This is a genomic window from Cupriavidus sp. WGlv3, assembly GCF_023952475.1.
GTDB lineage: Bacteria > Pseudomonadota > Gammaproteobacteria > Burkholderiales > Burkholderiaceae > Cupriavidus > Cupriavidus phytorum.
Genome location: NZ_JALHRX010000002.1, coordinates 665,196 through 692,051, shown reverse-complemented (window position 1 = coordinate 692,051; position 26,856 = coordinate 665,196). Strand labels below are relative to the sequence as shown.

Genomic DNA, 26,856 nt, shown 5'->3' with positions numbered 1-26,856 from the left:
CGGTCCTCGTGGCTTACTGGAGCTTGGTGAAGTGGATGGCCTCGACCACCTGCTGCCAGTGCGCGTTCTGCCCACGGATCAGATCGCCAAAGGCCTTGCGCGAGGTCGGTGCCGGGATCGCGCCCTGTTTCTCGATGGCGGCGACCACCTCCGGCTCGGCCAGCACCTTGCGCACCGCGTCGTTGAGCTGGTCGAGGATGGCCGCGGGCGTGCCCGCCGGCGCGCCCAGGCCGAACCACGACGGGTTGTTCATCGCCGGCAGCCCGGCCTCGGCATAGGTGGGCACATTGGGCAGCACCTTCAGGCGCTGCCTGGCGGCCACCGCCAGCGGCTTGAGGCGGCCACCCTGGATCAGCCCGGACGACGACGGGATATTGTCGAACACCACCTGGATCTGACCGGCCACCGCATCGTTGAGCGCCGGGCCCAGCCCCTTGTACGGCACGTGCAGCATGCGCGTGCCGGTGGTATTCATGAACAGTTCGCCGTTCATGTGGCTGAGGCCGCCGTTGCCGGACGAACCGAACGAATACTTGCCGGGATTGGCCTTGAGCTGCTTGATGAAGGATGCCAGGTCCGTCGCCGGGAAGGCGGGATTGACCACCAGCACGTTGGGCACGTCGGCCAGGTTGCTGATCGGTGCGAAGTCCTTGACCGGGTCGTACGCGGTCTTCAGGTAGACGTTGGGGTTGACCGCGTGCGAGCTTTCCACCTCCATCACCAGGGTGTAGCCGTCGGCCGGTTGCTTGGCCGCGTAGGCGCTGCCGACCGCGCCGCCGGCGCCGGGACGGTTTTCGATCACCACCGGCTGGCCCAGCACCGGGCCCAGGCGGGTGCCGACGATGCGGGCAATGATGTCGGTGGTGCCGCCGGCCGCGTAGGGCACGATCAGCTTGATCGGCCGCTCGGGATAGGCGGCGTGCGCGCTGCTGGCAATGCCGAGCAGGGCCATGGCGAAAAGGGCTGGCTTCATCGGGATGTCTCCGGGTCGGGGTTATGGATCTCGTGGCAGGGCGGTCAGCGCTGCGGGCTGTGTTCGCCAAGCAGCGGCGGCGGTGCCGGCGGGGCCTCGTGCCCGGCCAGCATCGGGTTGCGCACCATCGGCACGCGCCCCATCACGGGGTGCTCGGCTACCTGCATCAGCTTGCGATGCCTGACCTGCGGATGGGCGAAGACTTCGTCCATGGTGTGGATCGGGCCCCACGGCACGCCCGCCGCATCGAAGGCCTCGGTCCAGGCGGCTCGGGTGCGGGTGGGAAAGAGTTCGGTCAGTTGCGCGCGCAAGGCGTCCAGGTGTTCGATGCGTGCGGAATTGGTGGCGTAGCACGGGTCCTGCGCCAGCGCCGGGATGCCGGCCACGGCGCAGAAGCGCGCAAACTGGCCGTCGTTGCCGATTGCCAGGATCAGGTGGCCGTCGGCGCAGCGGAACACTTCATACGGCGCGCAGTTGGGATGCGCATTGCCGCTGCGCTGCGGGTTCTGGCCCGAGACCAGGTAGTTGGCGGCCTGGTTGGCGTTCATCGCCACGGCCACGTCGAGCAGCGCGATGTCCAGGTGCGCGCCCACGCCGGTCGCCTGGCGCTGGTACAGCGCGGCCAGCACCGCGGAGGTGGCATACATGCCAGTGCTCAGGTCGACCACCGCGACGCCGGTGCGCAGCGGGCCGGCGCCGGGCGTGCCGTCGGGCTGGCCGGTGTAGCTCATGAGCCCGCCCATGCCCTGGAACACATAGTCGTAGCCGGGCTTGTCCGCCATCGGCCCGCTCTGGCCGAAGCCGGTGATCGACAAATAGACCAGGCGCGGGTTGATGGCCTTGAGCGTGTCGTAGTCCAGCCCGTAGCGGCGCAGCGTGCCGACCTTGTAGTTCTCGACCAGCACGTCGGCCGTGCGCGCCAGTTCACGCACCTGCGCCGCGCCTGCGGGCGTGCCGTAGTCGATCGTGAGCGAACGCTTGCCGCGGTTGCAGCAGATGAAGTAGCCGGACAGGCGCGGGTCGCCTTCGGTGCCGGCCGGTGCGTCGAGATAGGGCGGCCCCCAGCCGCGGGTATCGTCGCCGCGTTCGGGGTGCTCGACCTTGGTCACCTCGGCGCCCAGGTCGGCAAGGTTCTGGGTACACCAGGGACCGGCCAGGATGCGCGACAAATCCAGGACCCGGACACCTTCCAGGGCGCGATGCAGCATGACGACTCCGCTTTCGATCACAGTGCGGCGCAGTATAGGGAGGGGTATCGGGCCGAACCAGTCGAGAGTTTTGAAAGGCGCGTTCGCCGGATTTGAACGGTGTGGCCGGGCCGCGGCCGGCGCTGCCGGGGTGGCGCCGGCGCCCCCGCCGGACCCCGCGTTTGGCGCGTGGGCGCTGCCGTGTCACAATTCGCGTTTGGCACTGACTCGGCACGTGACTCGGCCGGCCGCGTCGCCTTGCTTCCCGCCGCCCCCGGCCGCCCTTGGCCGACGCAGTGGAAGCCCGTCCAAGAGCCGACAAATTCACATTGATTTTCTGGCGATGACTACCATCCTGCAGCACATTCCTACCGGCCAGCGCGTCGGTATCGCCTTCTCCGGCGGCCTTGACACCAGCGCGGCACTCCTCTGGATGCGCCAGAAGGGCGCCGTCCCCTACGCCTACACCGCCAACCTGGGCCAGCCCGACGAGCCCGACTACGACGACATCCCGCGACGCGCCAAGGCCTATGGCGCCGAAGAAGCGCGCCTGGTCGACTGCCGCGCGCAGCTGGTGGCCGAAGGCATCGCCGCGCTGCAGTGCGGTGCCTTCCATATCTCAACCGCCGGCATCACCTACTTCAACACCACCCCGATCGGCCGCGCCGTGACCGGCACCATGCTGGTCGCCGCGATGAAGGAAGACGGCGTCAACATCTGGGGCGACGGCAGCACCTTCAAGGGCAACGACATCGAGCGCTTCTACCGCTACGGCCTGCTGACCAACCCCGGCCTGCAGATCTACAAGCCGTGGCTGGACCAGCAGTTCATCGACGAACTGGGCGGCCGCGCCGAGATGTCCGAGTTCATGCGCCAGAACGGCTTCGATTACAAGATGTCGGCCGAGAAGGCGTACTCGACCGACTCCAACATGCTGGGCGCGACCCACGAGGCCAAGGACCTGGAGCACCTCGATTCGGGCATCCGCATCGTCCAGCCGATCATGGGCGTGCAGTTCTGGCGCGACGACGTCGAAGTCAAGCGCGAGGAAGTCACCGTGCGCTTCGAGGAAGGCCAGCCGGTCGCGCTGAACGGCCAGACCTTCGCCAACGCCGTCGACCTGTTCATGGAAGCCAACCGCATCGGCGGCCGCCATGGCCTGGGCATGAGCGACCAGATCGAGAACCGCATCATCGAGGCCAAGAGCCGCGGCATCTACGAAGCCCCGGGCCTGGCGCTGCTGTTCATCGCCTACGAGCGCCTGATCACCGGCATCCACAACGAAGACACCATCGAGCAGTACCGCGACAACGGCCGCCGCCTGGGCCGCCTGCTGTACCAGGGCCGCTGGTTCGACCCGCAGGCCATCATGCTGCGCGAAACCGCCCAGCGCTGGGTCGCCGGCGCCATCACCGGCGAGGTCACCATCGAACTGCGCCGCGGCAACGACTACTCGATCCTGAACACCACCTCGCCCAACCTGACCTACAAGCCGGAACGGCTGACCATGGAGAAGGGCGAGTCGATGTTCACGCCGCTGGACCGCATCGGCCAGCTGACCATGCGCACGCTGGACATCGTCGATACGCGCGAGAAGCTGCAGACGTATGCCAAGACCGGCCTGCTGTCGACCCAGGTCAGCGCTTCGCTGCCGAAGCTGGAAGACTGAGCTTCGCGCTTCCTGCCTGACGGCGGGACCCGCCAAAAACCGGCACCTCAGGGTGCCGTTTTTTTTGTCTCGGCGTTTTCCCCACCTGTCACGTAATGTCAAGCGAACGTCCCGGAATATCAAACCGCGTAGTCCCGATCGCCAGATACTTGCTGCGCTTGCCCGCCACTCCGCGCGGGTACTGAACACACGGCGGCGCCAAGACCGCCGGCCGGCTTCCGGAGACGCCCATGCCCAGATCCCGCCTTGCCCTTGCCGCCGCCGCATCCGCCGCGCCGCCGCCCGCTGCACCCGCGGCTGCCGGATCGCGCTATGCGTGGCTGGTGTTTGCGCTGACCTTTGCGCTGCTGCTGTCGGACTACATGTCGCGCCAGGTGCTCAATGCCGTGTTCCCGCTGCTGAAGGCCGAATGGCAGCTGGGGGATACGGAGCTGGGGGCGCTCGGCGGGGTGGTGGCGCTGATGGTGGGGGTGCTCGCGCTTCCGCTGTCGCTGCTGGCCGACCGCTGGGGCCGGGTGCGCAGCCTGATCCTGATGGCGGCGCTGTGGAGCCTGGCCACGCTGGGCTGCGCGCTGGCGGGCAGCTTTGGCCAGATGTTCCTGGCGCGGCTGTGCGTCGGCATCGGCGAGGCCGCCTACGGCAGCGTCGGCATCGCGGTGGTGGTGTCGGTGTTCTCGCGCCACCTGCGCGCCAGCCTGAGCGCCGCGTTTATCGCCGGCGGCGCGTTCGGCTCGGTGCTGGGCATGGGACTGGGCGGCATCCTGTCCGCGCATTTCGGCTGGCGCATGGCCTTTGCCGGCATGGCCGCGTTCGGGCTGGCGATGGTGGCCTGCTACGCGCTGACAATCAGCGAGCGGCGCTTGCGCGGGCTGCAGCAGCGCGTTGGCGCCGCCAACGACGACGGCGGCAGCGACGCGGCCACGGTGCGCCAGCTGGCGCCGCGCCGGATCGTGCGCGAACTGCTGACGCTGCCCTCGATGCTGTGCGCCTGCGCCGGCAGCGCCTTGCAATTGCTGGTGATGGCCGCGCTGCTGGCGTGGCTGCCGAGCTTCCTGGCGCGTGAGTACGGCATGGCCACCGGCCGTGCCGGCGTGGTGGCGGCGCTGCTGGTGCTGGTGGCCGGCGCCGGCATGGTGGTCTGCGGCGCGCTGACCGACCGCGTGGCGCGGCGCGCGCCTGGGCGCAAATGGCAGATGGCCATCGGCTACAGCCTGGCCTGCTGCGTGCTGCTGATGACGGCGTTCCGGCTGCCCGCCGGCACGGCCCAGCTGGTGCTGATCGGCGCCGGCATGCTGGTGGTGGGCGGCTGTGCCGGCCCGGCCAGCGCGATGGTGGCCAACCTGACTCGACCCGCCATCCACGCCACTGCGTTTGCCACGCTGACGCTGATCAACAACCTGCTGGGCCTGGCGCCGGGACCATTCCTGACCGGCGTGCTGGCCGACCGCATCGGCCTGACCGGCGCGCTGCAATGGATTCCGCTGGCCGGCGCCGCCGCCACGCTGCTGTTCTGCATCGGCCGCCGACACTATGCCGCAGACCTGCGGCGCCTGGATGGCCACCCCGTGCCCCACGCATTTCCTGCCTGACCCTTTCCTGATCCCACCATGACTGCTACCCCCTCACCCACCATCCTGATGGTGCCGGGCCTGCGCGACCACGTCGCCGAGCACTGGCAGACCCTGCTGCAAGCCGAACTTCTGGCCCAGGGGCATGACGCCCGCTGCGTGCCACCGCTGGAGCACGACAAGCTCAGCCGCGCCGCCCGTGTCGCCGCGCTCGACGCCGCCCTGGCGGACATCGACGGGCCGGTGGTGCTGGTCGCGCACAGCGCCGGCGTGATGATCACGGTGCATTGGGCGGCGCTGCACCGCCGCCCCATCCGCGCCGCGCTGCTGGTGACGCCGCCGGATTTCACGCAGCCGCTGCCGCCGGGCTATCCCGCGCAGCAAGCGCTGGCGCAAGCCGGCTGGCTGCCGATGCCGCTGGCGCCGTTGCCGTTCCCCAGCCTGGTGGCGGCCAGCCGCAACGATCCGCTGGCCAGCTACGCGCGTGTCGCCGAGATGGCCGCCGCCTGGGGCAGTGGGCTGGTGGACCTGGGCAACGTCGGCCACCTCAATCCCGCCGCCGGATACGGTTCCTGGCCGCGCGCCCATGACTTGCTGGCGGAACTGGACACGCTGGTCGCACAGCAGGCCTGAGCGCGCCGCAGCGCGCGCCATAACAAGAGCATCCGGCCGCCAGGGCCGGGTCAACAAGGAGGAGACCAATGAAAAACAGAAACACCGTCATGGCGCTGATGCTGGCGTCCCCGCTGACCGCCGCCGCGCAATCGTCCGTCACGCTGTATGGCGTAGTCGACGTCAACGTCGAATACGTCAATCGCGTCGGCGCGGTGCCGGTTGCCGCGAACGGCTTCAACCCGGGGCCGGGCGACAAGGTGTTCCGCATGTCGTCGGGCGGACTGTCCGGCTCGCGCTGGGGCCTGCGCGGCATGGAAGACCTGGGCGCCGGCTGGCAGGCATCGTTCGTGCTGGAAAGCGGCTTCGGCCTGGACAACGGCACGCTACAGCAGGCCGGGCGCCTGTTCGGTCGCCAGGCCTTTGTCGCCGTGCGACACGCCGGTATCGGCCAGCTCAGCCTGGGCCGCCAGTACACCTCGATCTTCGAAGCCCTGGCAAATTTCTCGCCCACGGCCTACGCCACGCAATACGAACCGGTGGTGCTGCAGGCAGGCCCCAATTTCCGCGAGGACAACACCGTCAAGTACACCGGCCAGTTCGGCCCGCTGACCGCGCGCGCGCACTGGTCGTTCGGCGTCGGGCTGGCGCTGCCGCAGACGGTCGGCATCGCCACGCCGATCGGCGGCAATGGCGAAGTGCCCGGACAGTTCCGCCGCGACACCGCCTATGGCGCCTCGCTGGCGTATGCCGCCGGACCCTTCGGCGCCACCGTGGGCTATGACCAGTGGAATCCGACCATCGGCACCAGCAGCGGCACCCTGCGCAAGGCCGTGGTCGGCGCCAGCTACACCTTCGGCCCGGCCAAGGTCATGGGCGGCTATCGCTGGGGCCAGAACAAGAACGCCGCCGACGTGGTGATCCAGCGCGACGACTTTTACTGGATCGGCGCCACCTACCAGGTCAGCCCGGCCGTGGGGCTGACGCTCGAGTACAACTACGACAACGTCAGGAGCCTGTTCGGCGACACGCAGGTGGCCAATCCGTGGCAGGTGGCCTTTATCGCCAACTATGCATTCTCGAAACGCACCGACGTGTACGTGTCCACCGCTTATGCGCGCAATGCCGGGCTGATGCTGGAATCGCTGGCCACGGTCTATGCCAACAGCCTGTCGCTGGGCAACAGCTATGCCGCGGCCAACGGGCAACGCAGCATGGTGGGCGTGGCGCTGGGGATCCGGCACAAGTTCTGATCCGGGCCTTGCTGCCAGACGGGGCTCGTTATGGCCGCCGCGCGTGGTTGCGCCGGCGGCTTTTTTTACTGTCCGGACTGCGTCCGCCAAGCCGACACGCTGCGTCCGAAGCGTGCGCTGAACCAGCGCGAGAACGCGCTCAGCGACGAAAACCCCAGCAGCGCCGCCACTTCCGACAGCGGCCGCTCGCGGTTTTCCAGGTAGCGGATCACCAGGTCGGCGCGGGCCTCGGCCAGGATGTCGGAGTAGGAGGTATGCGCCTGCTCCAGGCGCCGGTGCACGGTGCGGCGGTCGACGCTGAGATGCTGGGCCACGCGCTCCACCGAGCACAGCCCGGTCGGCAGCAACGCGTATACCAGCTTGCGCACCATGTCCGGCATGGTGGCCGCGGTCGATTGCGCCAGCAGCGTGCCGAGATATTGCTTCACCTGCTGCGCCATCACCGGGTCGTACGACGGCAACGGTGCCTCCAGGTCTGCGGCCTGGCAGACGATGCCGTCGAAATCCTGGTTGAACGAGCCGGCCATGCCGAACACGCGCGCGTACGTCGCGGTGCTGGCCGGCGTCGGATGCGTGAAGCAGATGCTGCGCGGGCGCCACGATGGGCCCAGGAACAGCTTCAGCATGCGGAACATCACGCCCACCGCCAGGTCGGTCGCCTGGCGCAAGGTGCCCGGCGCTTCGCTGAGCACCTGCAGCCGGATCATCACCAGGTCATCGCTGTCCTCGACGCGCATCGCCAGCGATTCATTCTGCAGTCCCATGTAGCGGACCATCGACTCCAGCGCGCGGCGCAGCGTCGGTTCCTCGCGCACTACGAACGCCAGCGGGCCGAGGTTGGAGAATTCGCGCAGCTCGGCCATGCGCAGGCCGAAATCCTCGGCCCCGGCGGCGCGCGCCGACGCATCGAGCAGGCGGCCCACCGCTGCCGCCGGGATGCGGATATCGGGGTCCAGCAGCACCGAGCGGTTGATCCTGGCGGACCTGAGCTGCTGGTACGGATCCAGCCCCAGCGCACGCGCGACTTCGACGTAGTTGGTCAGGCTGGCACTGCGCAGGTAGTAGGACATGACAGCGGCTTCCGGGCTTTCCCTGAGTGTCCCGAAATGTAAATCGGTTGTCCCGGATCGTCAAATCGCCGCGGTCCGTTGATCGATACTCCAGTCACCAACCAACCGGAGCAACCTATGCAATTCCTCGACGATTCCCTGCACCCCGAGAACATGGACAAGGTGGTGATCACCGTGGCCCCGTATGGACCCGAGTGGATGCCGCAGGACTTCCCCGAGGATATCCCGGTGACCATGGAAGAACAGGTGCAGAAAGCGGTCGATTGCTACAACGCCGGCGCCACCGTGCTGCACCTGCACGTGCGCGAGCTCGACGGCAAGGGCTCCAAGCGCCTGTCCAAGTTCAACGAGCTGATCGCCGGCGTGCGCGCCGCGGTGCCGGACATGATCATCCAGGTCGGCGGCTCGATCTCGTTCGCGCCGGAAGACGACGGCCAGGAGGCCAAGTGGCTGTCCGACGACACCCGGCACATGCTGGCGGAACTGCAGCCCAAGCCGGACCAGGTCACCGTGGCCATCAACACCACGCAGATGAACATCATGGAGCTGCTCTATCCCGAGTACCTGAAGGGGACCTCGCTGGAGCACCCGGCCTACCAGGCCGCCTACCGCGAGATGACCGTGCCGGCCGGCCCGGGCTGGGTCGAAGAGCACCTGCGCCGGCTGCAGGCGTCGGGCATCCAGCCGCATTTCCAGCTGACCGGCATGCATGCGCTGGAAACGCTGGAGCGGCTGGTGCGCGCGGGCGTCTACACCGGGCCGCTGAACCTGACCTGGATCGGCATCGGCGGTGGCTTCGACGGCCCCAACCCGTTCAACTTCTTCAACTTCGTGCACCGCGCCCCGGACGGCTGCACGCTGACCGCCGAGTCGCTGCTGAAGAACGTGCTGCCGTTCAACATGATGGCGATGGCGATGGGCCTGCATCCGCGCTGCGGCATCGAGGACACCATCATCGACCAGCACGGCAATCGCATGACATCGGTGCAGCAGATCGAGCAATGCGTGCGCGTGGCGCGCGAGCTGGGCCGCGAGATCGCCTCGGGCCAGGAAGCGCGCGAGATCTATCGCATCGGCACCTGGTACGACAGCGCCGAGGCCACGTTGCAGGCCAACGGCATGGCCCCCAACCGCAAGTCGGGGCAGAAGAACCTGCCGCGGCGCGCGGCGGCCTGACGGCTGTGCGCGGGGCCGGCGCGCCGGTCCCGCGTCTGGCATGACCGGAGTCCGCGATGCATCACCCCGACACCCTCGCCAATCCCTGCATCAACATCTGCCGGATGGATCTTGCCAACCGCTATTGCCAGGGTTGCGGCCGGACCAGGCTTGAAATCGGCCGCTGGCTGCGCATGAGCGAGGTCGAACGCGCGCAAGTGCTGGCCGAGGTGCCGGCACGCCGGACCAGCAGCAGCCATACTACATAACGGAGACAACATGACTACCCGCCCCGCCTTCCTGCTGCGCATCGCCGCCGCCGCGGCCAGCCTCGCGCTGGCCGCCCCCTCTGCCATGGCCTGGACCAGCAAGCCGGTCCGGATGCTGGTGCCGGCGCCGGCCGGCGGCACCATGGACGTACTCGCGCGGCTGCTGGCCGACCAGCTGTCGGCGGACCTCGGCCACCCCGTGGTGGTCGACAACAAGCCCGGCGCGGGCGGCGGCATCGCCATCACCACCATGCTGGCGGCGCCCGCCGATGGCCAGACCATCATGGTCACCGCCAGCAATGTGCTGACCGAGGTGCCGCACGTGCTCAAGCCCGCGTTCGACCCGCTCAAGGATGTCCGGCCCATCGCCGCGGTGGCGCGTTCGCGCATGGTGATGATCGGCGCGCCCGGCCTGCCGGCCAAGGACCTGAAGGGCCTGGTGAGCTACGCGCGCTCCAATCCGGGCAAGCTCAGCTTTGCCTCGTACAGCGCTGGCACCGCCTCGCACTACGCCGGCATGATCATGAACCAGAAGGCCGGGCTGGACCTGCAGCATGTGCCCTTCGCCGGCTCGGCGCCGGCGCTGGCGCAGGTGATGGGCAACCAGATCGCGGTGATGTACGACGGCATGGTGACCTCGCTGCCGATGATCCGCGCCGGCAAGGTGCAGGTCTATGCCGTGGCGTCGAAGAGCCGCTCGGCGCTGCTGCCGCAGGTGCCGACCTTCGCCGAAATGGGCTACCCGGAGATGGAGTTCAGCAACTGGGTCGGCGTGATCGCCTCGGCGCGGCTGTCGCCCGAGCTGGCCGAGAAGATCCACGCGGCGGCCTACAAGGCCGCGGCTGCGGCCAGGGTGCGCGAGCGCATGGAGGCGCTCGGCTATGAGCCGCTGCCGGCGCAGCCTCTGCCGCAGCTGGGCGAGTCGGTGCGGACGGAGTTCGAGCGCAATGCCGGCATCGTCAAGGCCTTCAATATCCAGCCCTGATCCGTACCAGCCAACGCAAAAAAAGGGCAGCCTCGAACGAGGCTGCCCTTTTGCTTTCCTGGTGCCCGTTCAGGCTCCGGTGCTGCGCAAGCGCTTCTTGTCGATCTTGCCGACGCTGGTCTTCGGGATCTCGTCGACGAACACGATCCGCTCAGGTTCCGGCACCGCATACTTGCTGAGCCGGTTGGCCTCGACCCGCGCCAGCAGCGACGCGCGAATCGCATCCGCGGTGACCGTGGCGCCAGGCTTGCGCACCACGTATGCCACCGGCCGCTCGCCCCACCGGGCGTCCGGCACGCCGATGACCGCGCACTCTTGCACGCCCGGCACCTGCGTGACCAGGCTCTCGACCTCGATCGACGAGACCCATTCGCCGCCGGTCTTGATCACGTCCTTGATCCGGTCAACGATCTGCACGAAGCCGTCGGCGCCCATCACCGCGATGTCCTGCGTATGCAGGTAGCCGCCGGCCCACAGTTCGGCCGACGCCTCGGGTTTGCCGTGGTAGGCCCGGGTCAGGAACGGCGCGCGCAGCACGATCTCGCCGCGCGCCTTGCCGTCGCGCGGTACGTCGTGCATGGACTCGTCCACCAGGCGGAAGTCGACCATGGCCACCGGACGGCCGGTCGAGCAGCGCATGCGCACTTCGGTCTCGCGATCGGCACTGGCAGGGCCCGGAGGCAATTGCGCCAGCGCCACGATGGGACCGGTCTCCGACATGCCATAGCCGGCAAACACATCCATGCCGCGCTCGAGCGCGGCCTCGCACAACGCCGGCGGCAGCGCCGAGCCGCCGATGATGAGCTTCCAGCCCGACAAATCCTGGCCGCTTGCCTGCGCCGCCTGCAACAGCATCTGCAGCAAGGTCGGCACGCAGTGCGAGAACGTGACCCGCTCGGTCTCGCGCAACCGCAGCAGGACGTCCGGCGCGTAGCGCCCGGGCAGCACGATGCGCAGGCCGAGCATGACCGCGACATAGGGGATGCCCCAGGCCAGCACGTGGAACATCGGCGTGATCGGCATGTAGACGTCTTCCCGGTGCAGGCGCTGCCCTTCGCGCGGCGCGCACAGGCTGGTGGCCGACGCCAGCGCATGCAGCACGATGTCGCGATGGCTGTAGCACACGCCCTTGGGATCGCCGGTGGTGCCGGTGGTGTAGAAGGTGGCGGCGCGGGTGTTCTCGTCGAATTCGGGGAAGTCGAAGTCGGGTGAGGCCGCTTGCAGCAGCGTCTCGTACTCCCCGCAAAACGGCAGCGAGGTCGGCGGCATCGGCTGGCCGTCGGCCAGCAGGACAAAGCTGCGCACGCTGGTCAGCTCGCCGCGGATCTCTTCCATCACCGGCAGGAAGTCCGGATGGAGCAGCACCACCTCGGCGCCGGAATCGTTCAGCGTGTACAGGATCTGCTGCGCCGACAGCCGCACGTTGACCGTGAACAGCGTCGCGCCCATCATCGGCACGCCGAAATAGCACTCCAGGTAGCGATGACTATCCCAGTCCATCACCGCCACGGTGGTGCCGTGCGCCACGCCCTGCGCAGCCAGCGCGGAGGCCAGCCGGCCAACGCGCTGGCGAAAGTCGCGATAGCTGTGGCGCAGCTGTCCGCGGTACGTGATCTGCTGGTCGCCGTACAGCGACAGCGAATTGAGCAGCAGTTGCCTGACCAGCAGGGGATAGGCATAGGCCTGCGGTGCCGCAGGCACAAGATGTGATTGCATGTTTGCGTTCCTCCGTCAGAACGGCACGTCGCCGATGATGCCGGCGCGCTCCATCTTGCGCACCGTGGGCGCATAGTCTTGCACCGCGTAATGCTGCGTGCAGCGGTTGTCCCAGATCGCCACGCTGTGCTTCTTCCAGCGCCAGCGCACCTGGTACTCAGGAATCTCGGCCTGCGCGCACAGGTAGTGCAGCAGGTCGCCCGCGCCCGGCATGAAATCCTTGCCGAAGCGGATCACGTCGCCGCGATGGTAGTTGGCGAAATGCGAGGTGAAGGCGTTGACGAACAGGATCTTCTCGCCCGTTTCCGGATGGGTGCGCACCACTGGGTGCTCCACCATCGGGAATTGCGCCGCCAGCGCGGCGCGCTTCTCCGGCGCCATGTTGGCGCCAAAGGTGTGTTCGATGCTGTGCTTGGCGCGCAGCCCTTCGATGCGTGCCTTGATGTCCTGCGGCAGGCGCCGGTAGGCTTCGCCCATGTTGACCCAGATGGTGTCGCCGCCGACCGCCGGCGTTTCCACGCAGCGCAGCACGCAGCCCATCGGCGGCGCCTGGCGCCAGGTGGCATCGCAATGGAATGCATTCTCGTAGTGCTCGACCTTGCTGTCGGGCGACTTGTAGATCTGCACCAGACCCGGATGTTCCGGGTCGCTGCCCACTACGGGATGGTCTTCCAGTTCACCGAACTGGCGGGCAAAGGCAACGTGTTCGGCGCGGGTGATGTCCTGGTCGCGCAGGAACAAGACCTTGTACTGCAGCAGCAGCGCCTTGATTTCGGCGAACAGGCCGGCGTCGCGCGAGGCATCGGCCAGGCTGACCCCGGTCAGTTCGGCGCCGATGGTGCAAGTCAGTGGTTCCGCATGCATGAGGTGTCTCCTCCTTCTTGGTTGTTTCAGATGACGAAGATCGATGATCCGGTGGTGCGGCGCGCTTCCAGGTCATGGTGCGCCTGGACCGCGTCTTCCAGTGCATAGCGCTGGTTGATGCCGATATGGATGCGGCCCGCGGCGACATGGCCGAAGATTTCGTCGGCCAGCGCCTGCTTTTCCGCGGGATCGGCGATGTAGTCGGCCAGCGCGGGCCGGGTCAGGAACAGCGAGCCCTTCATCGCCAGCAGCGCCGGATCGAATGGCGGCACCGGGCCGGAGGCGGTGCCCACGCAGACCATGGTGCCGCGGCGGCGCAGCGAATCCAGCGAGCCCATGAAGGTGGTCTTGCCGACGCTGTCGAATACCACCGCCACGCCGACGCCATCGGTCAGCTCGCGCACGCGTTTGGCCACGTCCTCGCGGGTGTAATAGATGATGTGGTCGCAGCCGTGCGCGCGCGCCACCTCGGCCTTGGCCTCGGTCGACACCGTTCCGATCACGGTCAGCCCCAGCAGCCTGGCCCACTGCGACACGATCAGCCCGACCCCGCCTGCCGCCGCGTGCAGCAGGATGGTGTCGCCCGCCTGGAACGGATGGATGCGGCGCATCAGGTAGGCCGAGGTCAGTCCGCGCATGGTCATCGCCGCCGCGGTTTCAAAGGCGATGCTGTCGGGCAGGCGGATCAGCGGCGCGGCGGGGACCAGGCGCTCGGTGCTGTACGCGCCCAGCGTGTTGACGAAGCCGGTGTAGGTGACGCGGTCGCCTGGCGCCACGTTGGTCACGCCCGCCCCCACCGATACCACCACGCCGGCGGCTTCCACGCCCATGCCGCTGGGCAGCGGCACGGGATAGGTGCCGTTGCGGAAATAGGTGTCGGCGTAGTTCAGGCCTACCGCGACGTGGCGGATGCGGACCTGTCCCGGCCCGGGCTCGCCGACTTCCATGTGTTCGTAGCGCAGCACTTCGGGGCCGCCGGTTTCGTACATGCGGACGACATTTGCCATGATTCTGGTCTCCTGGATCTTGCGTTGGTACAGGGTTCACTGCACATGCCTGCAACTGTAGGCAGCGCGGCCCGGGCCGGCTTTGCATTGGCTACCGCTGACTTTGCATTTCATGCCAGGAGGCCTATGATCCTGCTGCGGCGGGCAGGCAGGCCCCCGCCACGGCGCAGGACATCGCAACCCATCGCAAGGCAAGAACGGTTTGGAAACGCTCATACGTGCCGCCGCACTGACCAACTTCCTGGAGGTAGCGCGCGACCTCGGCCTGGACCCGCAGCCGCTGCTGCGCCAGGCACGGTTGCGCCGCGCCTGGCTGGACGATCCCGACCAGCGGGTGCCGCTCGGCGCCTGCGTGGCGCTGCTGGAAGCCGCGGCTCAGGCCTCGGACTGCATCACATTCGGGCTGCGCATGGCGGAGTCGCGCCAGCTGTCGGACTTTGGCGTGATGAGCCTGCTGATCAGCCAGCAGCCCACGCTGCGCGCCGCGCTGGCCACCACCATCCGCTATCGGCACCTGGTCAACGATTCGGTGGCGCTGTTGCTGGAGGATGCCGGCAGCGCCGTGGTGATCCGGCAGGAGGTGCTGAGCGACGCGCCCTCGCGGCAGGCCACCGAGCTGGCCATCGGCGTCGTGTTCCGCATGTGCGCGCTGCTGCTGGGCCCGCGCTGGCAGCCGATCGGGGTGAGCTTCACGCATGCGGCGCCCGCCGACCTGCGCGTCCATCGCCGCCTGTTCGGCTGTCCGCTGGAGTTCAATGCGGACTGCAATGGCATTGTCTGCCGCGCCGCCGACCTCGACGCGCCCAACCCGGGTGCGGATCCCGTCATGGCGCGTTATGCGCAGCAGTTCATCGACACCCTGCCGCGCGCCAATCCCCAATCGATCGACCACGAAGTGCGCGCCGCCATCTACCTGATGCTGCCGATGGGCCGCGCCACTTGCGAGGCCGTGGCCGAAGGGCTGGGCCTGAGCCTGCGCACCATGCAGCGCCAGCTCGACGACGCGGGCGAGACCTTCACGGGCATCCTCAACGACGTGCGGCGCGAGCTGGCGCGGCGCTATGTCGAGAACCCGCGCTATTCGCTGCTGCGCGTGTCGCAGCTGCTCGGCTACGGCTCGGCCAGCGCCTTCACGCGCTGGTTCTCGGCGCAGTTCGGCACGGCGCCGGCCAACTGGCGCAGGGATCGCGCAGGGCAGTAAGGCGGCAAGCCATCAGCCCGCCAACTCTGCCGGCGCTTCGCGCAACGCCAGTTCCGCCTCCTTGATGCCGGCCAGCGGCGCCAGCACGGCGGCATCGAACGGCCGCACCGGTTGTCCCGCGCGCACCCGCGCCGGCCAGTCCGGATTCGCCAGCGCGCCGCGTCCGAGCGCGACCAGCGTCGCGCCTTGTTCGAGCATGCCGGCCGCGCGCACCGGCTCCGCCAGGCTGCCGTTGGCGACGATGGCCAGCCCCGGCGCCGCGCGCCGGGCGTGCTGCACCAGCGACGCATCGCTGCCGGCGAAGGCGGGCTGCCAGGCTTCGTGCTCGGTCACATGAAGGTAGTCGACGCCGCTTGCCGCAATGCCGGCAAACACCGCGGCCGCGCCCTCTGCGCCTTCGGGCCACTGGTAGGTGAAGTCATTGACCTTGGCCTGCGAGATGCGCACGCCGATGATGACATCGGTTCCCACCGCGGCGCGCACCGCGCGGATCGTCTCCAGCAGCAGCCGCATGCGCTGCGCGATGCCGCCGCCCCAGGCGTCCTGGCGCAAGTTGGTATGTCCGTTGAGGAACTGGTCGAGCAGATAGCCGTTGGCGCCGTGAATTTCCACGCCGTCGAAGCCGGTCTCGCGGGCCAGCCGCGCCGCCTGCGCGAAGCCATCGATGGCCTGCAGGATCTCGGCCTCGTCCATCGCGCGCGGCATGCGGAAGGCGCCCGTGCCGCCATACGCGGTCAGCTGCCGGCCCCTGGGCTGCACGGCCGAGGGCCCGGCCGTATCGTCGCGGAAGCGGTTGGCCTGCGACAGCGCCCCAGCATGCATCAGTTGCGCGACCATGCGGCCGCCGGCCTGGTGGACCGCGTCCACGATCCCGCGCCAGCCCTGCGCCTGCTGCGCGTCGGTCAGTCCCGGCTGGCCGGCATAACCTTGCGCATAGGCGCGGTCGGTATAGATGCCCTCGCTGACGATCAGGCCAAAGCCGCCGCGGGCAAAGCCCTCGTAATAGCGGCGCATGGCTTCGGTGGGGACGCCGGTGTCGGTGGCGCTGATGCGCGTCATCGGGGCCACCACCAGGCGGTTGCGCAGCGGCACGCCGCTCAGCGCCGGCGTATCGAACAGCGAAGGCGCGGCGGGCGTGGTCATTGCGCGCCCTCCGTGGTCAGCGCGATGGCTTCGATCTCGATCATCGCGTCCGGCGAATACAGTGCCGAGACCTCGACGATGGTGTCGGCCGGATACGGCGCGGAAAACCACTTGCGCCGCAGCGCGACGATCTTCGGGAAGTATTCCATCGATGTCAGGAAGATCGTCACCTTGGCCACGCGGTCCAGCCCGGAGCCGCCCGCCTGCAGCGCGCGCCTGAGGTTGCGGAAGGCCTGCTCGGCCTGCGCGTCGAAGTCGCCGCGGCCGACGATGGCGCCATCGTCGCCGACGCCGGCCTGGCCGGAAACGAACAGCAGGCCGCCGGCCCGGATGGCTTGCGACAACAGGTAGGGGGCATAGGGATCGGGCTGGGTGTGGACTTGTTCGAGGTGCATCGCTGACTCCGGTAATGATTTAGTAAAATTCATCTTGTTATCAACGGTCGCCCTGCAGACCCGTCGACATGACAAGTATGGGAGCCGACCTCGACGGCGACAAATGGTCGCTTCTCAGTCGACGCATGAGACAGACTCATCCATTGGAGCCACCTTGCGCAATCTGCCGCCCCTCGGCGCCCTGCGCGCCTTCGAAGCCGCTGCCCGCCGCGCCAGCTTCAAGCACGCCGCCGATGAACTGCACGTCACGCCGACGGCCATCAGCCACCAGATCCGCGCGCTGGAAGAGAGCCTGGGCGTGAAGCTGTTTGAACGGCAGACCCGCAAGGTGCGCCTGACGGCGGCCGGGCATCAGCTGTTTCCCGCCGTGCGGGATGGCCTCGACGGCATGGAGCGCGCTGTGCAGGCGGTGCAGCGCAGCGGCCGCCCGCACGTGGCCACGCTGACGTCGACGGTGGCGTTCATGGCCAGGCGGCTCGCGCCGCTTGCCGGCCAGTTCCGCGCCGCGCATCCCGACTGGACCTTGCGGCTCGATGCCTCGGACCAGATCGTCGACCTGGACCACGATGCGGACGCGGCGATCCGCTACGGCAGCGGCAGCTATCCGGGGCTGGTGACCGAGCCGTTGTTCCGCGACCGCTTTGCGCCGGTCTGCAGCCCCGCCCTGAAACTGGCATCCATGCAGGACCTGAAGCACGCCACGCTGGTCCACTTCGAGTGGGGCGCCGCCGCGCGCGATGACGCGCGCGCCCCGGTCTGGCGCCACTGGCTGGCGCAGGCCGGCGTCGAGGTAACCGATCCGCACGCTGGCCTGCGCTTTACCGACGAGATCCACGCGGTGCAGGCCACCATCGCCGGACAGGGCGTGGGCCTGCTCAGCCTGACGCTGGTGGCGGAAGAACTCGCGTCGGGGGCGCTGGTGCAGCCCTTTGAACTGGCGCTGGAGAGCTTTCGGTATGACCTGGTGTACAGCGAGCGGGCGGCGCAGCGTCCGGCCACGCGGTTGCTGCGGGATTGGGTGATGGGGGTATTTGCGGGGTAGCCTTGGCACAGACCAAGGTGATCACCGCCGGCGTACACTGTGCCTCCCGAATCCGGAGCCCGCCCATGCCCGCCCTGCGCACTCTGTACCCCGAAATCGAGCCCTACGAAACCGGCACGCTGGATGTCGGCGACGGGCATGTCGTCTACTACGAGCGCGTCGGCACGCCCGGCGCCAAGCCCGCGGTGTTTCTGCATGGCGGGCCTGGCGGCGGCATTTCGCCAGACCACCGGCGGCTGTTCGATCCGGCGCGCTATGACGTGCTGCTGTTCGACCAGCGCGGCTGCGGGCGCTCGACACCGCATGCGGGGCTGGAGGCCAACACCACCTGGCACCTGGTCGACGATATCGAGCGGTTGCGCGTGCTGGCGGGGGTGGAGCGCTGGCTGGTGTTCGGCGGCTCGTGGGGCTCGACGCTGGCGCTGGCCTATGCCCAGAAGCACCCGCAGCGCGTGAGCGAGCTGGTGCTGCGCGGCATCTACACGGTGTCGCAGGCGGAGCTGGACTGGTACTACCAGTACGGCGTGTCCGAGATGTTCCCCGACAAGTGGGCGCGCTTCCAGGCGCCGGTGCCCGAGGCCGAGCGCGGCAACATGATGGCGGCGTACCGCAAGCTGCTCACCGGCCCCGACCGCGACAAGCAGGTGGAGGCGGCCCGCGCCTGGAGCGTGTGGGAAGGCGAGACCATCACGCTGCTGCCAGATGCAGGGAACAGCGCCAGGCATGACGACGGGCACTTCGCCCTGGCCTTCGCGCGGCTGGAAAACCATTACTTCACGCACCGCTGCTGGCTGGAAGACGGGCAGCTGCTGCGCGACGCGCACCAGCTGGCCGAGATCCCCGGGGTGATCGTGCATGGCCGCTATGACATGCCGTGCCCGGCGCGCTATGCCTACGCGCTGCACCAGGCGTGGCCGCAAGCGGAGTTCCACCTGATCGAAGGTGCCGGCCATGCGTGGACCGAGCCGGGCATCATGGACCAGTTGATTGCCGCAACCGATCGGTTTGCGGCGCAGCGCTAGCCGCGCGTGGATCATCATCGGAGAGCAGCGATGGAGCTATACGCCCACCCGTTTTCGTCCTATTGCCAGAAGGTTCTCGTCGCGCTGTACGAGAACTCGATTCCCTTCGCATTCCGCATGCTGTCGCCCGACCACGCGCAGCACATGGACGAACTCGGCAAGCGCTGGCCGCTGCGGCGCATGCCGCTGCTGGTCGATGACGGCCGTTCGGTGTTCGAGTCCAGCATCATCGTCGAATACCTGGACCAGTATCACCGCGGCCCGGTGCGCTGGCTGCCGGAATCGCCCGATGCCGCGCTGAAGGTGCGCCTGCTCGACCGCTTTTTCGACCAGTACGTGATGACGCCGATGCAGCGCATCGTGGCCGATTACCTGCGCCCCGTGGCGAACCGCGATCCCTATGGCGTGGCCGAGTACCGCAAGCAGCTGGACTCGGCCTACGCGTGGCTCGAGACCGAGCTGGCGGCACGGCAATGGGCCGCGGGCGAGGCCTTCACGCTGGCGGACTGCGCCGGCGCGCCGTCGCTGTTCTACGCGGACTGGGTGCAGCCGATTCCCGAGTCATGCGGCAACGTGCGCGCCTATCGCAAGCGGCTGCTGGCGCGGCCGTCGTTTGCGCGCGCGGTGGACGAGGCGCGGCCCTATCGCCCGCTGTTCCCCCCGGGCGCGCCGGACCGCGACTGACCGGCAAGGGCGGGCTGGGTCAGATCGAACTGCGCCGCCATGGCGCGATAGCCGGCATCGCCGGGATGCAGGTGGTCGCCGCTGTCGAATGCCGGCAGCAGCGCCTGCGGCTGCGCCGGATCACGCACCGCGGCGTCGAAATCCACCACCGCATCGAACGCGCCGCCATGGCGGATCCAGTCGTTGACTGCCAGCCGCACGGCTTCCTTGCCCGGGCCGTCATAACCGCGGATTGGCGTATCGCGCAACGCGCCGGCAAAGGGCGTGATGGTGGCACCGATCACACGAACGCCGCGTGCATGCGCGCGGGCGATCAGGCGCCGGTAGCCCTCGATCAGTTCGCCGGCCTGCGGCACGGCGTCGTGCGGCGCGAAGGTCGAGCCCGGCCAGGCGATATCGTTGATGCCGATGGCCGCGATCACGGTGCGGACATGCGCTTGGCTCAGCACGTCGCGGTCCAGCCGCGCCAGCGCGGACACGCCCATGCCGTCGCGCAGCAGCCGGCCGCCGGAGATGCCGGCGTTGAGCACCGCTACGCCATCGGCAGCCAGCCGCTGCGCCAGGAAATCCGGCCAGCGCCGGTTGGTGTCGGGCGTGGAGCCGTTGCCTTCGGTGATCGAATCGCCGAGCGCGACCACGGCACCCGCGCCGGCCGGCGCTGCGACCTGCACCTCGCTTACCAGGACTCGCGCGCTGAACCCCTGTGGCGCAGCCAGCGTGGCTTGCGCGGTCGCGTTGCCTGCAGCCAGCCATGCGGTCTGGCGGCCATCCCAATGGAACGATTCGATCGCGGTGCGCTGCGGCAGGTAGAGGCTGAGTGCAAGTTCTCCCAGCGCCGGCGTATCGAGCGCGATGGCATCGCTTGCCACCGACTGGCCTGCCGGGATGGTCACCGTCGCGCTGCCGCCGAAGGTCACGGCGCGGTTGCCGGCGAGGTCGATGCGGCCGCCGCCGGCATGGGGTGCCAACTGCGCCGCGCCGACCAAAAGCGGTTGCCGGCCATGGGGGTTCGACAGCACCACGCGCAGCCGTTGCCCGCCCACGCTCAGCCGCACGACCTGGCGCACCGTCTGGTCCGTCAGCACCGCGGGCACACCGGCAGGCAGCGGCAAGGCGTCCGGTTGCCACACCGGCTGCTGGCTGGCCATCCAGCTGGTCAGCCAGCCCTGGTCTTGCAACGGGCTGGCAAGCGCTGCGCCGCTGGCGACGGCGGCGACGGCGGCGGCGAGGGTCGCTGCCGCGACGCGGCGCAGGAAACGTAGATTGGAAATCATCGATTGGTCCTGTCAGGTGGACCGGCAACGTTGCCGGCATGGGCCAAAGTTAGGCCATTCCACTCATGCCAGGTAGCGGGCAAAATGGCATATTGCTCATTCCAATCCGGAATGAGGGAAGACAGGGAGCGGCATGGACACCATCCGGGCAATGCAGGTCTTCGTGCGCGCAGTGGAGCTGGGCAGCCTGTCGGCGGTGGCGCGCGAGCAGCAGTCGACGCAGCCGACCATCAGCAAGATCGTGGCCGCGCTGGAGCGCGAGCTGGGCGTGCGGCTGCTGGCGCGCAGCACCACCAGCCTGTTGCCGACCGAGGCCGGGCGGCGCTTCTACGAGCGCGCGCGGCGCGTGCTGGACGAATATGGCGAGGCCGTCAGCGACGCGCGTGGCGCGTCCGGCCAGCCCGCGGGCCGCGTGCGCGTGAGCGCGCCCGCCAGCTTCGGCGTGCTGCGGCTCAACGCGCTGGTGCTGGCGTTCCAGCAGCGCTATCCGCAAGTCGAGGTGGAATTGCTGTTCGACGACCGCTTCGTCGACCTGGTCGAAGCGGGGGTCGACGTGGCGGTGCGCCTTGGCGCCACGCTGCCGCCGCATGTGGTGGCGCGCCGTATCGCCGTGTCGCAGCGCCTGCTGGTGGCATCGCCGGACTACCTGGCGCGGCATCCGAGGATCCGGCAGCCGGCGGACCTGGCGCGCCACCAGATCCTGCGCTTTACCTGGCTCGCCAGCGGCGACGACATCGTGCTCGACGGTCCGGGCGGACAGGCGCTGGTGAGCGCGCCGTGCCGCTACCGCGTCAACAATTCGCTGGCGCTGCGCGAGAGTTTTCTTGCCGGCGCCGGCTTCGGCATGACGCCGGCGTGGCTGGTGCAGGACCTGCTAGACAGCGGCGCGCTGCGACGGGTGCTGCCGCGCTGGCAGGGTCCGGCGCAGGAAGCCTTCCTGGTCTGCCCGACGCGGCGCTACCAGCCGGCGCCGGTGCGGCTGCTGCTGGAGTTCCTGGCCAGCGAAATCGCGGCGCTGCCGGGATTCACGGCGGCCTGATGGTGCATCAGCCGGTGCATCAGCCGGTGCGTCAGCCGGTGCGTCAGCCGAACATCCCGCCGTTGACCGAGATCACCTGGCGCGTGATATAGCCCGCATCGGGCGACAGCAGGAAGGCCACGGTGGCGGCGACTTCCTCGGGCGTGCCCATGCGCCGCGCCGGGATCAGGCGCAGCGCTTCGTCGCGCACGTGCGGCTCGACCATGGCGGTGTCGATGAGACCCGGCGCGACGCAGTTGACGGTGATGGCGCGCTTGGCCAGCTCGATCGCCAGCGCCTTGGTGGCGCCGATGATGCCGGCCTTGGCCGCGCTGTAGTTGGCCTGGCCGCGATTGCCCACCAGCCCCGACACCGACGACAGCGTGACGATGCGGCCCGGCTGGCGGCGCTGCACCATCGGCATCACCACCGGGTTGAGCACGTTGTAGAAGGCATCGAGGTTGGTGTGCACCACCTCGTCCCATTCGGCGCCGGTCATGGCCGGGAAGGCGGCATCGCGTGCCAGGCCGGCGTTGCAGACCACGCCGTAGTAGCAGCCATGCGCGGCAATATCGGTCAGCAGCGCGCCGGCGGCGTCTTCGCGGCGGGACACATCGAAGCACAGCACGCGCGACTTGCGCCCGCACGCGCGCACGGCGTCGGCGACCGAGTCGGCCTCGTCGCGACGCGAGCGGCAATGCACCACCACGTCATAGCCGTCGCGGGCCAGCCGCAGGGCAATGGCGCGGCCGATGCCGCGCGACGAACCCGTGACCAGCACGGTCGGGTGACTCATGGTTGTTGTCCTTGCAGAACCGCCTGCGCCAAGGCAGGCTGGCATACGGTGAGGCGCATCAGACCTTGCAGAACGCTTCCAGCACCGCCAGCCGGCGGCGCGGCTCGGTGACGAAGGGATTGTTGCGGTCCCACGCATAGCCGGCCAGGATCGCCGCGATCATGTCGCGGATTTCCGAGGTGGCGTTGGGATGGAAGATCAGTTTCTGGAAACGCCCTTCGTACCAGGCTTCGACAAAGACGCGGAAGCAATCGACGCCGGCCTTGAGCGGTCGCGCGAAGTCCTGCTCCCAGTCCACCGGCTCGCCGCGCAGCTGGCGCACCAGGCACTGCGCCGCCAGGCTGGCCGACTTGAAGGCGATGGTCACGCCGGACGAGAACACCGGGTCGAGGAACTCGCCGGCATTGCCGAGCAGCGCATAGCCGTTGCCCCACAGCGACTTCACGTTGGCCGAATAGCCGGCGATCTGGCGCGCCGGCGTGTCCCATTGCGCGTCGGCCAGCAACGTGGCCAGGCCCGGCTCTTCCGCGACCAGCGCTTGCAGTCGCTCGGTCTCGGTGCCGGTGTAGCGGTCCAGGAACGCCTTCTCGGCCACCACGCCCTGCGAGCAGCGCCCGTCGGAGAACGGGATGGTCCAGTACCAGACGTCCTGGTGCTGCGGATGCACGCTGATCAGGATCTTGTTGCGGTCGAAGGTGCCGGTCGGGATGCGGTCTTCCACATGCGTGAAGATCGCACTGCGTACCGGAAAGCCCGACGGCGTTTCCAGTTGCAGCAGGCGCGGCAGGATGCGGCCGAAGCCGGAGGCATCGAGCAGGAACTTCGCACGCACGGTGTACTGGCTGCCATCAGGGGCGCGCACGGTGACTTCCGGCTGCGCGCCGCTGACATCGACGTTCTCGACCACATGCGAGAAACGCACCTCGGCGCCCTGGCGCTCGGCCTCGCGGATCAGCACGTGGTCGAACTGCGCGCGCTGCACCTGGTAGGTGGTGCCCCAGCCGGGCGAGTACTTCTGGCGGAAGTCGAAGGCGGTGCGCTGCGTGCCGCGCGCGAACGCGGCGCCGTTCTTGTACTGGAAGCCGGCTTCCACCACCGCGCGCAGCATGCCGGCTTCCTCGAGATAGGCCATGCTTTGCGGCAGCAGGCTTTCGCCGATGGAGAAGCGCGGGAAGGTTTCTTTCTCGATCACCAGCACCGGAATGCCGTGCTTGCGCAGCAGGCCGGCAGCGACCGAGCCCGCAGGCCCTGCGCCGATGATGACGACGTCCGTGGTTTCCGTTTTCATAAGCTTCGGCTCCGGAATCACATCCGGAACGACGGGAATTTGGCGGGCGTCAATTGTACTCAGAACACTGCCTGGCACCGGCAAAACCGGCCCCGGCACTGTTCGGGACTCACGGCGATCGCTGCGCGGGCGCAGCGCGCCCGTCAGACATGCGTGCCCAGCGCCCGGTTGATCCGCAGCGCCAGCAGCGTGCAGGCGACGCCGGAAAGCAGGTAGCCGCTGACCGCGACCAGGCCGAATTCCGCCGATAGCCCCAGCGCCACCAGCGGCGCGAAACCCGCGCCGAACAGCCACGCCATGTCGGTGGTCAGCGCCGCGCCGGTGTAGCGGAAGCGCCGCTCGAAGTTGGAGGTGACGGCACCGGCGGCCTGGCCGTAGGACAGGCCCAGCAGGCCGAAGCCGAGCAGGATGAACAGATCCTGCGCCAGCGGGCCCCCGCCCATCAGCCAGGGAGCGAACAGGCTGAAGATGCCGATCAGGATGGCCATCAGCGCCAGCGTGGTGCGTCGCCCGATCCGGTCCGCGATCACGCCCGAGGCGATGGTGCCGAGGATGCCGATGAAGGCGCCGGCGATCTGCACCGCCAGCACGTCGGTGACCGGCTGCGAGCCGTTGAGCGCGACCCACGAGAGCGGAAACACCGTCACCAGGTGGAACAGCGCAAAGCTGGCCAGCGCGGCGAACGCGCCCAGCAGCAGGTTGTAGCCCTGCTTCCTGACGATCTCGGTGGTGCTGATGGGCTCGAGCTCGTCCTCGTCCAGCAGCTGGGTGTATTCGTACGTCACCACCAGGCGCAGGCGCGCGAACAGCGCCACCACGTTGATCGCGAACGCGACATAGAACGGATAGCGCCAGCCCCATGCCAGGAATTCGTGCGGCTCGAGGCTGAGGTTGAGGAACAGGAACAGCGCCCCGGCGACGATAAAGCCGGTGGGCGCGCCCAGTTGCCCCAGCATCGCGTACCAGCCGCGCCGCTGCGCGGGCGCGTTCAGCGCCAGCAATGAGGGCAGCCCGTCCCACGAGCCGCCGAAGGCCACGCCCTGCAGCGTGCGGAACACCGCCAGCAGCACGATGGCGGCCGGGCCGAGCGCGGCGTAGCCGGGCAGGAAGGCGATGCCGACGGTGGCGGTGCCGAGCAGGAACAGCGACGCGGTCAGCTTGACGCCCCGGCCCCAGCGGCGCTGGATGCGCATGAACAGCGCCGTGCCGAAGGGCCGGCCGATAAAGGCCAGCGCGAAGATGGCGAAGGCGTAGAGCAGCGCGTCGAGCCGGTCGGCGAACGGAAAGAACACCGCCGGGAACACCAGTACCGAGGCAATGCCGTAGACGAAGAAATCGAAGTACTCCGAGGCGCGGCCGATCACCACGCCGGTGGCGATTTCCGCGGGCGCGACATGCGCGGCGCCGGGTGCGGGAGGTGCTGTAGGAGACGCCCGGTGCTGGTGGGTCGCGGTGGTCATCGGCATACCTCCCGTGTCTGTGAGCGAGGGCGCTGCAAATTGCACCATGAAGAATGGCACTTGAGCGCCTACACTGCCATAGTTGCTCAGACCAGTCTAAGTCACTTGCGCCGCGGCGTACAAATGGCGCGACCCGAAAGCTATGCGATCTTCCGGTCAGACCATGTCCATGCACCGCCCGATGCGCTGGTTGCTGCTGCCAGTGCTGCTGTCGCTGGGAGGCTGCAACGCCGTGCTGCTGTCGCCGGCCGGCGATCTTGCGGTCCGGCAACGTGACCTGATCATCATTTCCACCGGGCTGATGCTGCTGATCATCGTGCCGGTGATCGTGCTGACGCTGGTGTTCGCGTGGCGCTACCGCGCCGCCAACGCCGATGCGCACTACAACCCCGACTGGGACCACTCCACGGTGCTGGAGCTGCTGATCTGGTCGGCGCCGCTGCTGATCATCATTGCGCTCGGGGCCATCACCTGGGTCAGCACCCACAAGCTCGATCCCTACCACCCGCTGACCCGGCTCGATGAAAGCCGCCCGCTGCCTCCGGGCACGCAGCCGCTGACGGTGGAGGTGGTGGCGCTGGACTGGAAGTGGTTGTTCGTCTACCCGGAGCAGGGCATCGCCACCGTCAACGAGCTGGCCGCCCCGGTCGACCGGCCGATCCGCTTCAAGATCACGTCCACCACCATGATGAATTCGTTCTTCATCCCCGCGCTGGCCGGTCAGGTCTACGCCATGCCGGGCATGGAAACGCGCCTGCATGCGGTGGTCAACCGGCCGGGCGTCTACGAGGGCTTCTCCGCCAACTACAGCGGCGCGGGCTTTTCGCACATGCGCTTCCGCTTCCATGGCCTGAGCGACGATGACTTCGGCCGCTGGGTGCAGACCGTGCGGGCCGCCGGCGCGCCGCTGAGCCGGGCCACCTACACGCAGCTGGCGCAGCCCAGCGAACGCGAGCCGGTGCGGCGCTACGGCAGCGTCGACGCGAACCTGTTCGATGCCATCGTGAACCGTTGCGTGCAGGCCGGGCAGGTCTGCCAGAAGGACCTGATGGCGCGCGATGCGCAACGCGCCGCGGGCCTGGGCGCCGCCGTCTGCACCGCCAGCAACACGCTGGCCGAACCGCTGTTCGGGACCGGCGCGGCCGGTGCCCGCGAGCTGCTGCGCTAGCGCGCCTGCGTCGGTGGCAGGCGCTGCGCAGGGCCGT

The 26,856-nt window shown here is 68.6% G+C and carries 25 protein-coding genes; 13 read left to right on the top strand and 12 right to left on the bottom strand.

Features of this window, described 5'->3' with window-relative positions; translation table 11 throughout:
- Positions 1 to 13: 13 nt before the first annotated feature.
- Together MKD38_RS06480 and MKD38_RS06475 are read right to left on the bottom strand one after the other, a co-directional pair.
- On the bottom strand, positions 14 to 973 hold the full coding sequence (locus MKD38_RS06480; RefSeq protein ID WP_252675302.1) for a Bug family tripartite tricarboxylate transporter substrate binding protein: 960 nt from the start codon (positions 971 to 973) through the stop codon (positions 14 to 16).
- A gap of 44 nt (positions 974 to 1,017) precedes the next feature.
- On the bottom strand, positions 1,018 to 2,181 hold the full coding sequence (locus tag MKD38_RS06475; RefSeq protein ID WP_252675301.1) for a CaiB/BaiF CoA transferase family protein: 1,164 nt from the start codon (positions 2,179 to 2,181) through the stop codon (positions 1,018 to 1,020).
- Between the two features lie 322 nt (positions 2,182 to 2,503).
- Here MKD38_RS06475 and argG point away from each other — a divergent pair, with 322 nt between their 5' ends.
- From argG to MKD38_RS06455, 4 genes are all read left to right on the top strand, one after another.
- Positions 2,504 to 3,829 (top strand): argininosuccinate synthase, encoded by a 1,326-nt coding sequence (gene argG, locus MKD38_RS06470; RefSeq protein WP_012357049.1) that lies wholly within the window; start codon positions 2,504 to 2,506, stop codon positions 3,827 to 3,829.
- 230 nt (positions 3,830 to 4,059) lie between these two features.
- Positions 4,060 to 5,418 (top strand): MFS transporter, encoded by a 1,359-nt coding sequence (locus MKD38_RS06465; protein WP_252675300.1) that lies wholly within the window; start codon positions 4,060 to 4,062, stop codon positions 5,416 to 5,418.
- 18 nt (positions 5,419 to 5,436) lie between these two features.
- Positions 5,437 to 6,030: an RBBP9/YdeN family alpha/beta hydrolase gene (locus MKD38_RS06460; RefSeq protein ID WP_252675299.1), complete on the top strand. Its 594-nt coding sequence runs from the start codon at positions 5,437 to 5,439 to the stop codon at positions 6,028 to 6,030.
- A 68-nt stretch (positions 6,031 to 6,098) separates the two neighbouring features.
- The gene (locus tag MKD38_RS06455; RefSeq protein WP_252675298.1) at positions 6,099 to 7,262 is read left to right on the top strand and encodes a porin; all 1,164 of its coding nucleotides are present in this window, start codon (positions 6,099 to 6,101) and stop codon (positions 7,260 to 7,262) included.
- Between the two features lie 65 nt (positions 7,263 to 7,327).
- Here the strand turns inward: MKD38_RS06455 and MKD38_RS06450 are convergent, their stop codons facing one another.
- Positions 7,328 to 8,332, bottom strand: a complete 1,005-nt coding sequence (locus tag MKD38_RS06450; RefSeq protein WP_252675297.1) for an AraC family transcriptional regulator — start codon at positions 8,330 to 8,332, stop codon at positions 7,328 to 7,330.
- A gap of 117 nt (positions 8,333 to 8,449) precedes the next feature.
- Here MKD38_RS06450 and MKD38_RS06445 point away from each other — a divergent pair, with 117 nt between their 5' ends.
- Genes MKD38_RS06445 through MKD38_RS06435 form a run of 3 tightly spaced genes read left to right on the top strand, consistent with a single transcriptional unit; the run spans position 8,450 to position 10,741 of the window.
- Positions 8,450 to 9,508 (top strand): beta-keto acid cleavage family enzyme, encoded by a 1,059-nt coding sequence (locus MKD38_RS06445; RefSeq protein WP_252675296.1) that lies wholly within the window; start codon positions 8,450 to 8,452, stop codon positions 9,506 to 9,508.
- Between the two features lie 56 nt (positions 9,509 to 9,564).
- Positions 9,565 to 9,756, top strand: coding sequence for a DUF1289 domain-containing protein (locus MKD38_RS06440; RefSeq protein WP_252675295.1), 192 nt, complete (start codon positions 9,565 to 9,567; stop codon positions 9,754 to 9,756).
- Between the two features lie 10 nt (positions 9,757 to 9,766).
- Complete coding sequence (locus MKD38_RS06435; RefSeq protein WP_252675294.1) at positions 9,767 to 10,741, top strand: tripartite tricarboxylate transporter substrate binding protein; 975 nt, start codon at positions 9,767 to 9,769, stop codon at positions 10,739 to 10,741.
- A gap of 69 nt (positions 10,742 to 10,810) precedes the next feature.
- Here the strand turns inward: MKD38_RS06435 and MKD38_RS06430 are convergent, their stop codons facing one another.
- Genes MKD38_RS06430 through MKD38_RS06420 form a run of 3 tightly spaced genes read right to left on the bottom strand, consistent with a single transcriptional unit; the run spans position 10,811 to position 14,328 of the window.
- Positions 10,811 to 12,457 (bottom strand): fatty acid--CoA ligase, encoded by a 1,647-nt coding sequence (locus MKD38_RS06430; protein WP_252675293.1) that lies wholly within the window; start codon positions 12,455 to 12,457, stop codon positions 10,811 to 10,813.
- A gap of 15 nt (positions 12,458 to 12,472) precedes the next feature.
- Positions 12,473 to 13,321 carry a TauD/TfdA dioxygenase family protein gene (locus MKD38_RS06425; protein ID WP_012357038.1) on the bottom strand — a complete coding sequence of 283 codons (849 nt, stop codon included), beginning with the start codon at positions 13,319 to 13,321 and terminating at the stop codon, positions 12,473 to 12,475.
- A 26-nt stretch (positions 13,322 to 13,347) separates the two neighbouring features.
- Positions 13,348 to 14,328, bottom strand: a complete 981-nt coding sequence (locus MKD38_RS06420; protein WP_252675292.1) for a quinone oxidoreductase family protein — start codon at positions 14,326 to 14,328, stop codon at positions 13,348 to 13,350.
- A gap of 202 nt (positions 14,329 to 14,530) precedes the next feature.
- On the opposite strand from MKD38_RS06420, the gene MKD38_RS06415 reads away from it, so the two are divergent.
- A complete protein-coding gene (locus MKD38_RS06415; RefSeq protein WP_252675291.1) occupies positions 14,531 to 15,529 on the top strand; it encodes an AraC family transcriptional regulator in 999 nt (332 codons plus the stop codon).
- Between the two features lie 12 nt (positions 15,530 to 15,541).
- On the opposite strand, the gene MKD38_RS06410 is transcribed toward MKD38_RS06415, so the two are convergent.
- Both MKD38_RS06410 and MKD38_RS06405 read right to left on the bottom strand, forming a co-directional pair.
- The gene (locus MKD38_RS06410) at positions 15,542 to 16,672 is read right to left on the bottom strand and encodes an oxidoreductase (RefSeq protein ID WP_252675290.1); all 1,131 of its coding nucleotides are present in this window, start codon (positions 16,670 to 16,672) and stop codon (positions 15,542 to 15,544) included.
- Entirely contained in the window at positions 16,669 to 17,067 is a 399-nt protein-coding gene (locus MKD38_RS06405) for a RidA family protein (RefSeq protein ID WP_116297100.1), read from the bottom strand. The genes MKD38_RS06410 and MKD38_RS06405 overlap by 4 nt, the downstream gene beginning before the upstream one ends.
- 154 nt (positions 17,068 to 17,221) lie before the next feature.
- On the opposite strand from MKD38_RS06405, the gene MKD38_RS06400 reads away from it, so the two are divergent.
- The 3 genes from MKD38_RS06400 to MKD38_RS06390 all read left to right on the top strand — a co-directional run bounded on the left by MKD38_RS06400 (position 17,222) and on the right by MKD38_RS06390 (position 19,815).
- A complete protein-coding gene (locus MKD38_RS06400; protein WP_252675289.1) occupies positions 17,222 to 18,109 on the top strand; it encodes a LysR substrate-binding domain-containing protein in 888 nt (295 codons plus the stop codon).
- Between the two features lie 65 nt (positions 18,110 to 18,174).
- Positions 18,175 to 19,131 carry a prolyl aminopeptidase gene (gene pip, locus MKD38_RS06395; RefSeq protein WP_252675288.1) on the top strand — a complete coding sequence of 319 codons (957 nt, stop codon included), beginning with the start codon at positions 18,175 to 18,177 and terminating at the stop codon, positions 19,129 to 19,131.
- A 30-nt stretch (positions 19,132 to 19,161) separates the two neighbouring features.
- On the top strand, positions 19,162 to 19,815 hold the full coding sequence (locus MKD38_RS06390) for a glutathione S-transferase family protein (RefSeq protein ID WP_252675287.1): 654 nt from the start codon (positions 19,162 to 19,164) through the stop codon (positions 19,813 to 19,815).
- Here MKD38_RS06390 and MKD38_RS06385 read toward each other — a convergent pair.
- Complete coding sequence (locus MKD38_RS06385) at positions 19,773 to 21,089, bottom strand: SGNH/GDSL hydrolase family protein (protein ID WP_252675286.1); 1,317 nt, start codon at positions 21,087 to 21,089, stop codon at positions 19,773 to 19,775. The two genes, MKD38_RS06390 and MKD38_RS06385, sit on opposite strands and share 43 nt — an antisense overlap.
- Positions 21,090 to 21,222: 133 nt before the next feature.
- On the opposite strand from MKD38_RS06385, the gene MKD38_RS06380 reads away from it, so the two are divergent.
- The gene (locus MKD38_RS06380) at positions 21,223 to 22,128 is read left to right on the top strand and encodes a LysR family transcriptional regulator (RefSeq protein WP_252675285.1); all 906 of its coding nucleotides are present in this window, start codon (positions 21,223 to 21,225) and stop codon (positions 22,126 to 22,128) included.
- 43 nt (positions 22,129 to 22,171) lie between these two features.
- Here MKD38_RS06380 and fabG read toward each other — a convergent pair whose 3' ends face one another.
- The 3 genes from fabG to MKD38_RS06365 all read right to left on the bottom strand — a co-directional run bounded on the left by fabG (position 22,172) and on the right by MKD38_RS06365 (position 25,651).
- A complete protein-coding gene (gene fabG, locus MKD38_RS06375) occupies positions 22,172 to 22,903 on the bottom strand; it encodes a 3-oxoacyl-ACP reductase FabG (RefSeq protein ID WP_252675284.1) in 732 nt (243 codons plus the stop codon).
- 58 nt (positions 22,904 to 22,961) lie between these two features.
- The gene (locus MKD38_RS06370) at positions 22,962 to 24,191 is read right to left on the bottom strand and encodes an NAD(P)/FAD-dependent oxidoreductase (protein ID WP_252675283.1); all 1,230 of its coding nucleotides are present in this window, start codon (positions 24,189 to 24,191) and stop codon (positions 22,962 to 22,964) included.
- A gap of 143 nt (positions 24,192 to 24,334) precedes the next feature.
- Positions 24,335 to 25,651 carry an MFS transporter gene (locus tag MKD38_RS06365; protein WP_252675282.1) on the bottom strand — a complete coding sequence of 439 codons (1,317 nt, stop codon included), beginning with the start codon at positions 25,649 to 25,651 and terminating at the stop codon, positions 24,335 to 24,337.
- 163 nt (positions 25,652 to 25,814) lie between these two features.
- On the opposite strand from MKD38_RS06365, the gene cyoA reads away from it, so the two are divergent.
- The gene (gene cyoA, locus MKD38_RS06360; RefSeq protein ID WP_252675281.1) at positions 25,815 to 26,819 is read left to right on the top strand and encodes a ubiquinol oxidase subunit II; all 1,005 of its coding nucleotides are present in this window, start codon (positions 25,815 to 25,817) and stop codon (positions 26,817 to 26,819) included.
- Positions 26,820 to 26,856: the final 37 nt, after the last annotated feature.

Coding starts and splice junctions, on each gene's coding strand:
- MKD38_RS06480 (WP_252675302.1), bottom strand. CDS start 973: ATGAAGCCAGCCCTTTTCGCCATGGCCCTGCTCGGCATTGCCAGCAGC.
- MKD38_RS06475 (WP_252675301.1), bottom strand. CDS start 2,181: ATGCTGCATCGCGCCCTGGAAGGTGTCCGGGTCCTGGATTTGTCGCGC.
- argG (WP_012357049.1), top strand. CDS start 2,504: ATGACTACCATCCTGCAGCACATTCCTACCGGCCAGCGCGTCGGTATC.
- MKD38_RS06465 (WP_252675300.1), top strand. CDS start 4,060: ATGCCCAGATCCCGCCTTGCCCTTGCCGCCGCCGCATCCGCCGCGCCG.
- MKD38_RS06460 (WP_252675299.1), top strand. CDS start 5,437: ATGACTGCTACCCCCTCACCCACCATCCTGATGGTGCCGGGCCTGCGC.
- MKD38_RS06455 (WP_252675298.1), top strand. CDS start 6,099: ATGAAAAACAGAAACACCGTCATGGCGCTGATGCTGGCGTCCCCGCTG.
- MKD38_RS06450 (WP_252675297.1), bottom strand. CDS start 8,332: ATGTCCTACTACCTGCGCAGTGCCAGCCTGACCAACTACGTCGAAGTC.
- MKD38_RS06445 (WP_252675296.1), top strand. CDS start 8,450: ATGCAATTCCTCGACGATTCCCTGCACCCCGAGAACATGGACAAGGTG.
- MKD38_RS06440 (WP_252675295.1), top strand. CDS start 9,565: ATGCATCACCCCGACACCCTCGCCAATCCCTGCATCAACATCTGCCGG.
- MKD38_RS06435 (WP_252675294.1), top strand. CDS start 9,767: ATGACTACCCGCCCCGCCTTCCTGCTGCGCATCGCCGCCGCCGCGGCC.
- MKD38_RS06430 (WP_252675293.1), bottom strand. CDS start 12,457: ATGCAATCACATCTTGTGCCTGCGGCACCGCAGGCCTATGCCTATCCC.
- MKD38_RS06425 (WP_012357038.1), bottom strand. CDS start 13,321: ATGCATGCGGAACCACTGACTTGCACCATCGGCGCCGAACTGACCGGG.
- MKD38_RS06420 (WP_252675292.1), bottom strand. CDS start 14,328: ATGGCAAATGTCGTCCGCATGTACGAAACCGGCGGCCCCGAAGTGCTG.
- MKD38_RS06410 (WP_252675290.1), bottom strand. CDS start 16,672: ATGACCACGCCCGCCGCGCCTTCGCTGTTCGATACGCCGGCGCTGAGC.
- MKD38_RS06405 (WP_116297100.1), bottom strand. CDS start 17,067: ATGCACCTCGAACAAGTCCACACCCAGCCCGATCCCTATGCCCCCTAC.
- pip (WP_252675288.1), top strand. CDS start 18,175: ATGCCCGCCCTGCGCACTCTGTACCCCGAAATCGAGCCCTACGAAACC.
- MKD38_RS06390 (WP_252675287.1), top strand. CDS start 19,162: ATGGAGCTATACGCCCACCCGTTTTCGTCCTATTGCCAGAAGGTTCTC.
- MKD38_RS06385 (WP_252675286.1), bottom strand. CDS start 21,089: ATGATTTCCAATCTACGTTTCCTGCGCCGCGTCGCGGCAGCGACCCTC.
- MKD38_RS06380 (WP_252675285.1), top strand. CDS start 21,223: ATGGACACCATCCGGGCAATGCAGGTCTTCGTGCGCGCAGTGGAGCTG.
- fabG (WP_252675284.1), bottom strand. CDS start 22,903: ATGAGTCACCCGACCGTGCTGGTCACGGGTTCGTCGCGCGGCATCGGC.
- MKD38_RS06370 (WP_252675283.1), bottom strand. CDS start 24,191: ATGAAAACGGAAACCACGGACGTCGTCATCATCGGCGCAGGGCCTGCG.
- MKD38_RS06365 (WP_252675282.1), bottom strand. CDS start 25,651: ATGACCACCGCGACCCACCAGCACCGGGCGTCTCCTACAGCACCTCCC.
- cyoA (WP_252675281.1), top strand. CDS start 25,815: ATGTCCATGCACCGCCCGATGCGCTGGTTGCTGCTGCCAGTGCTGCTG.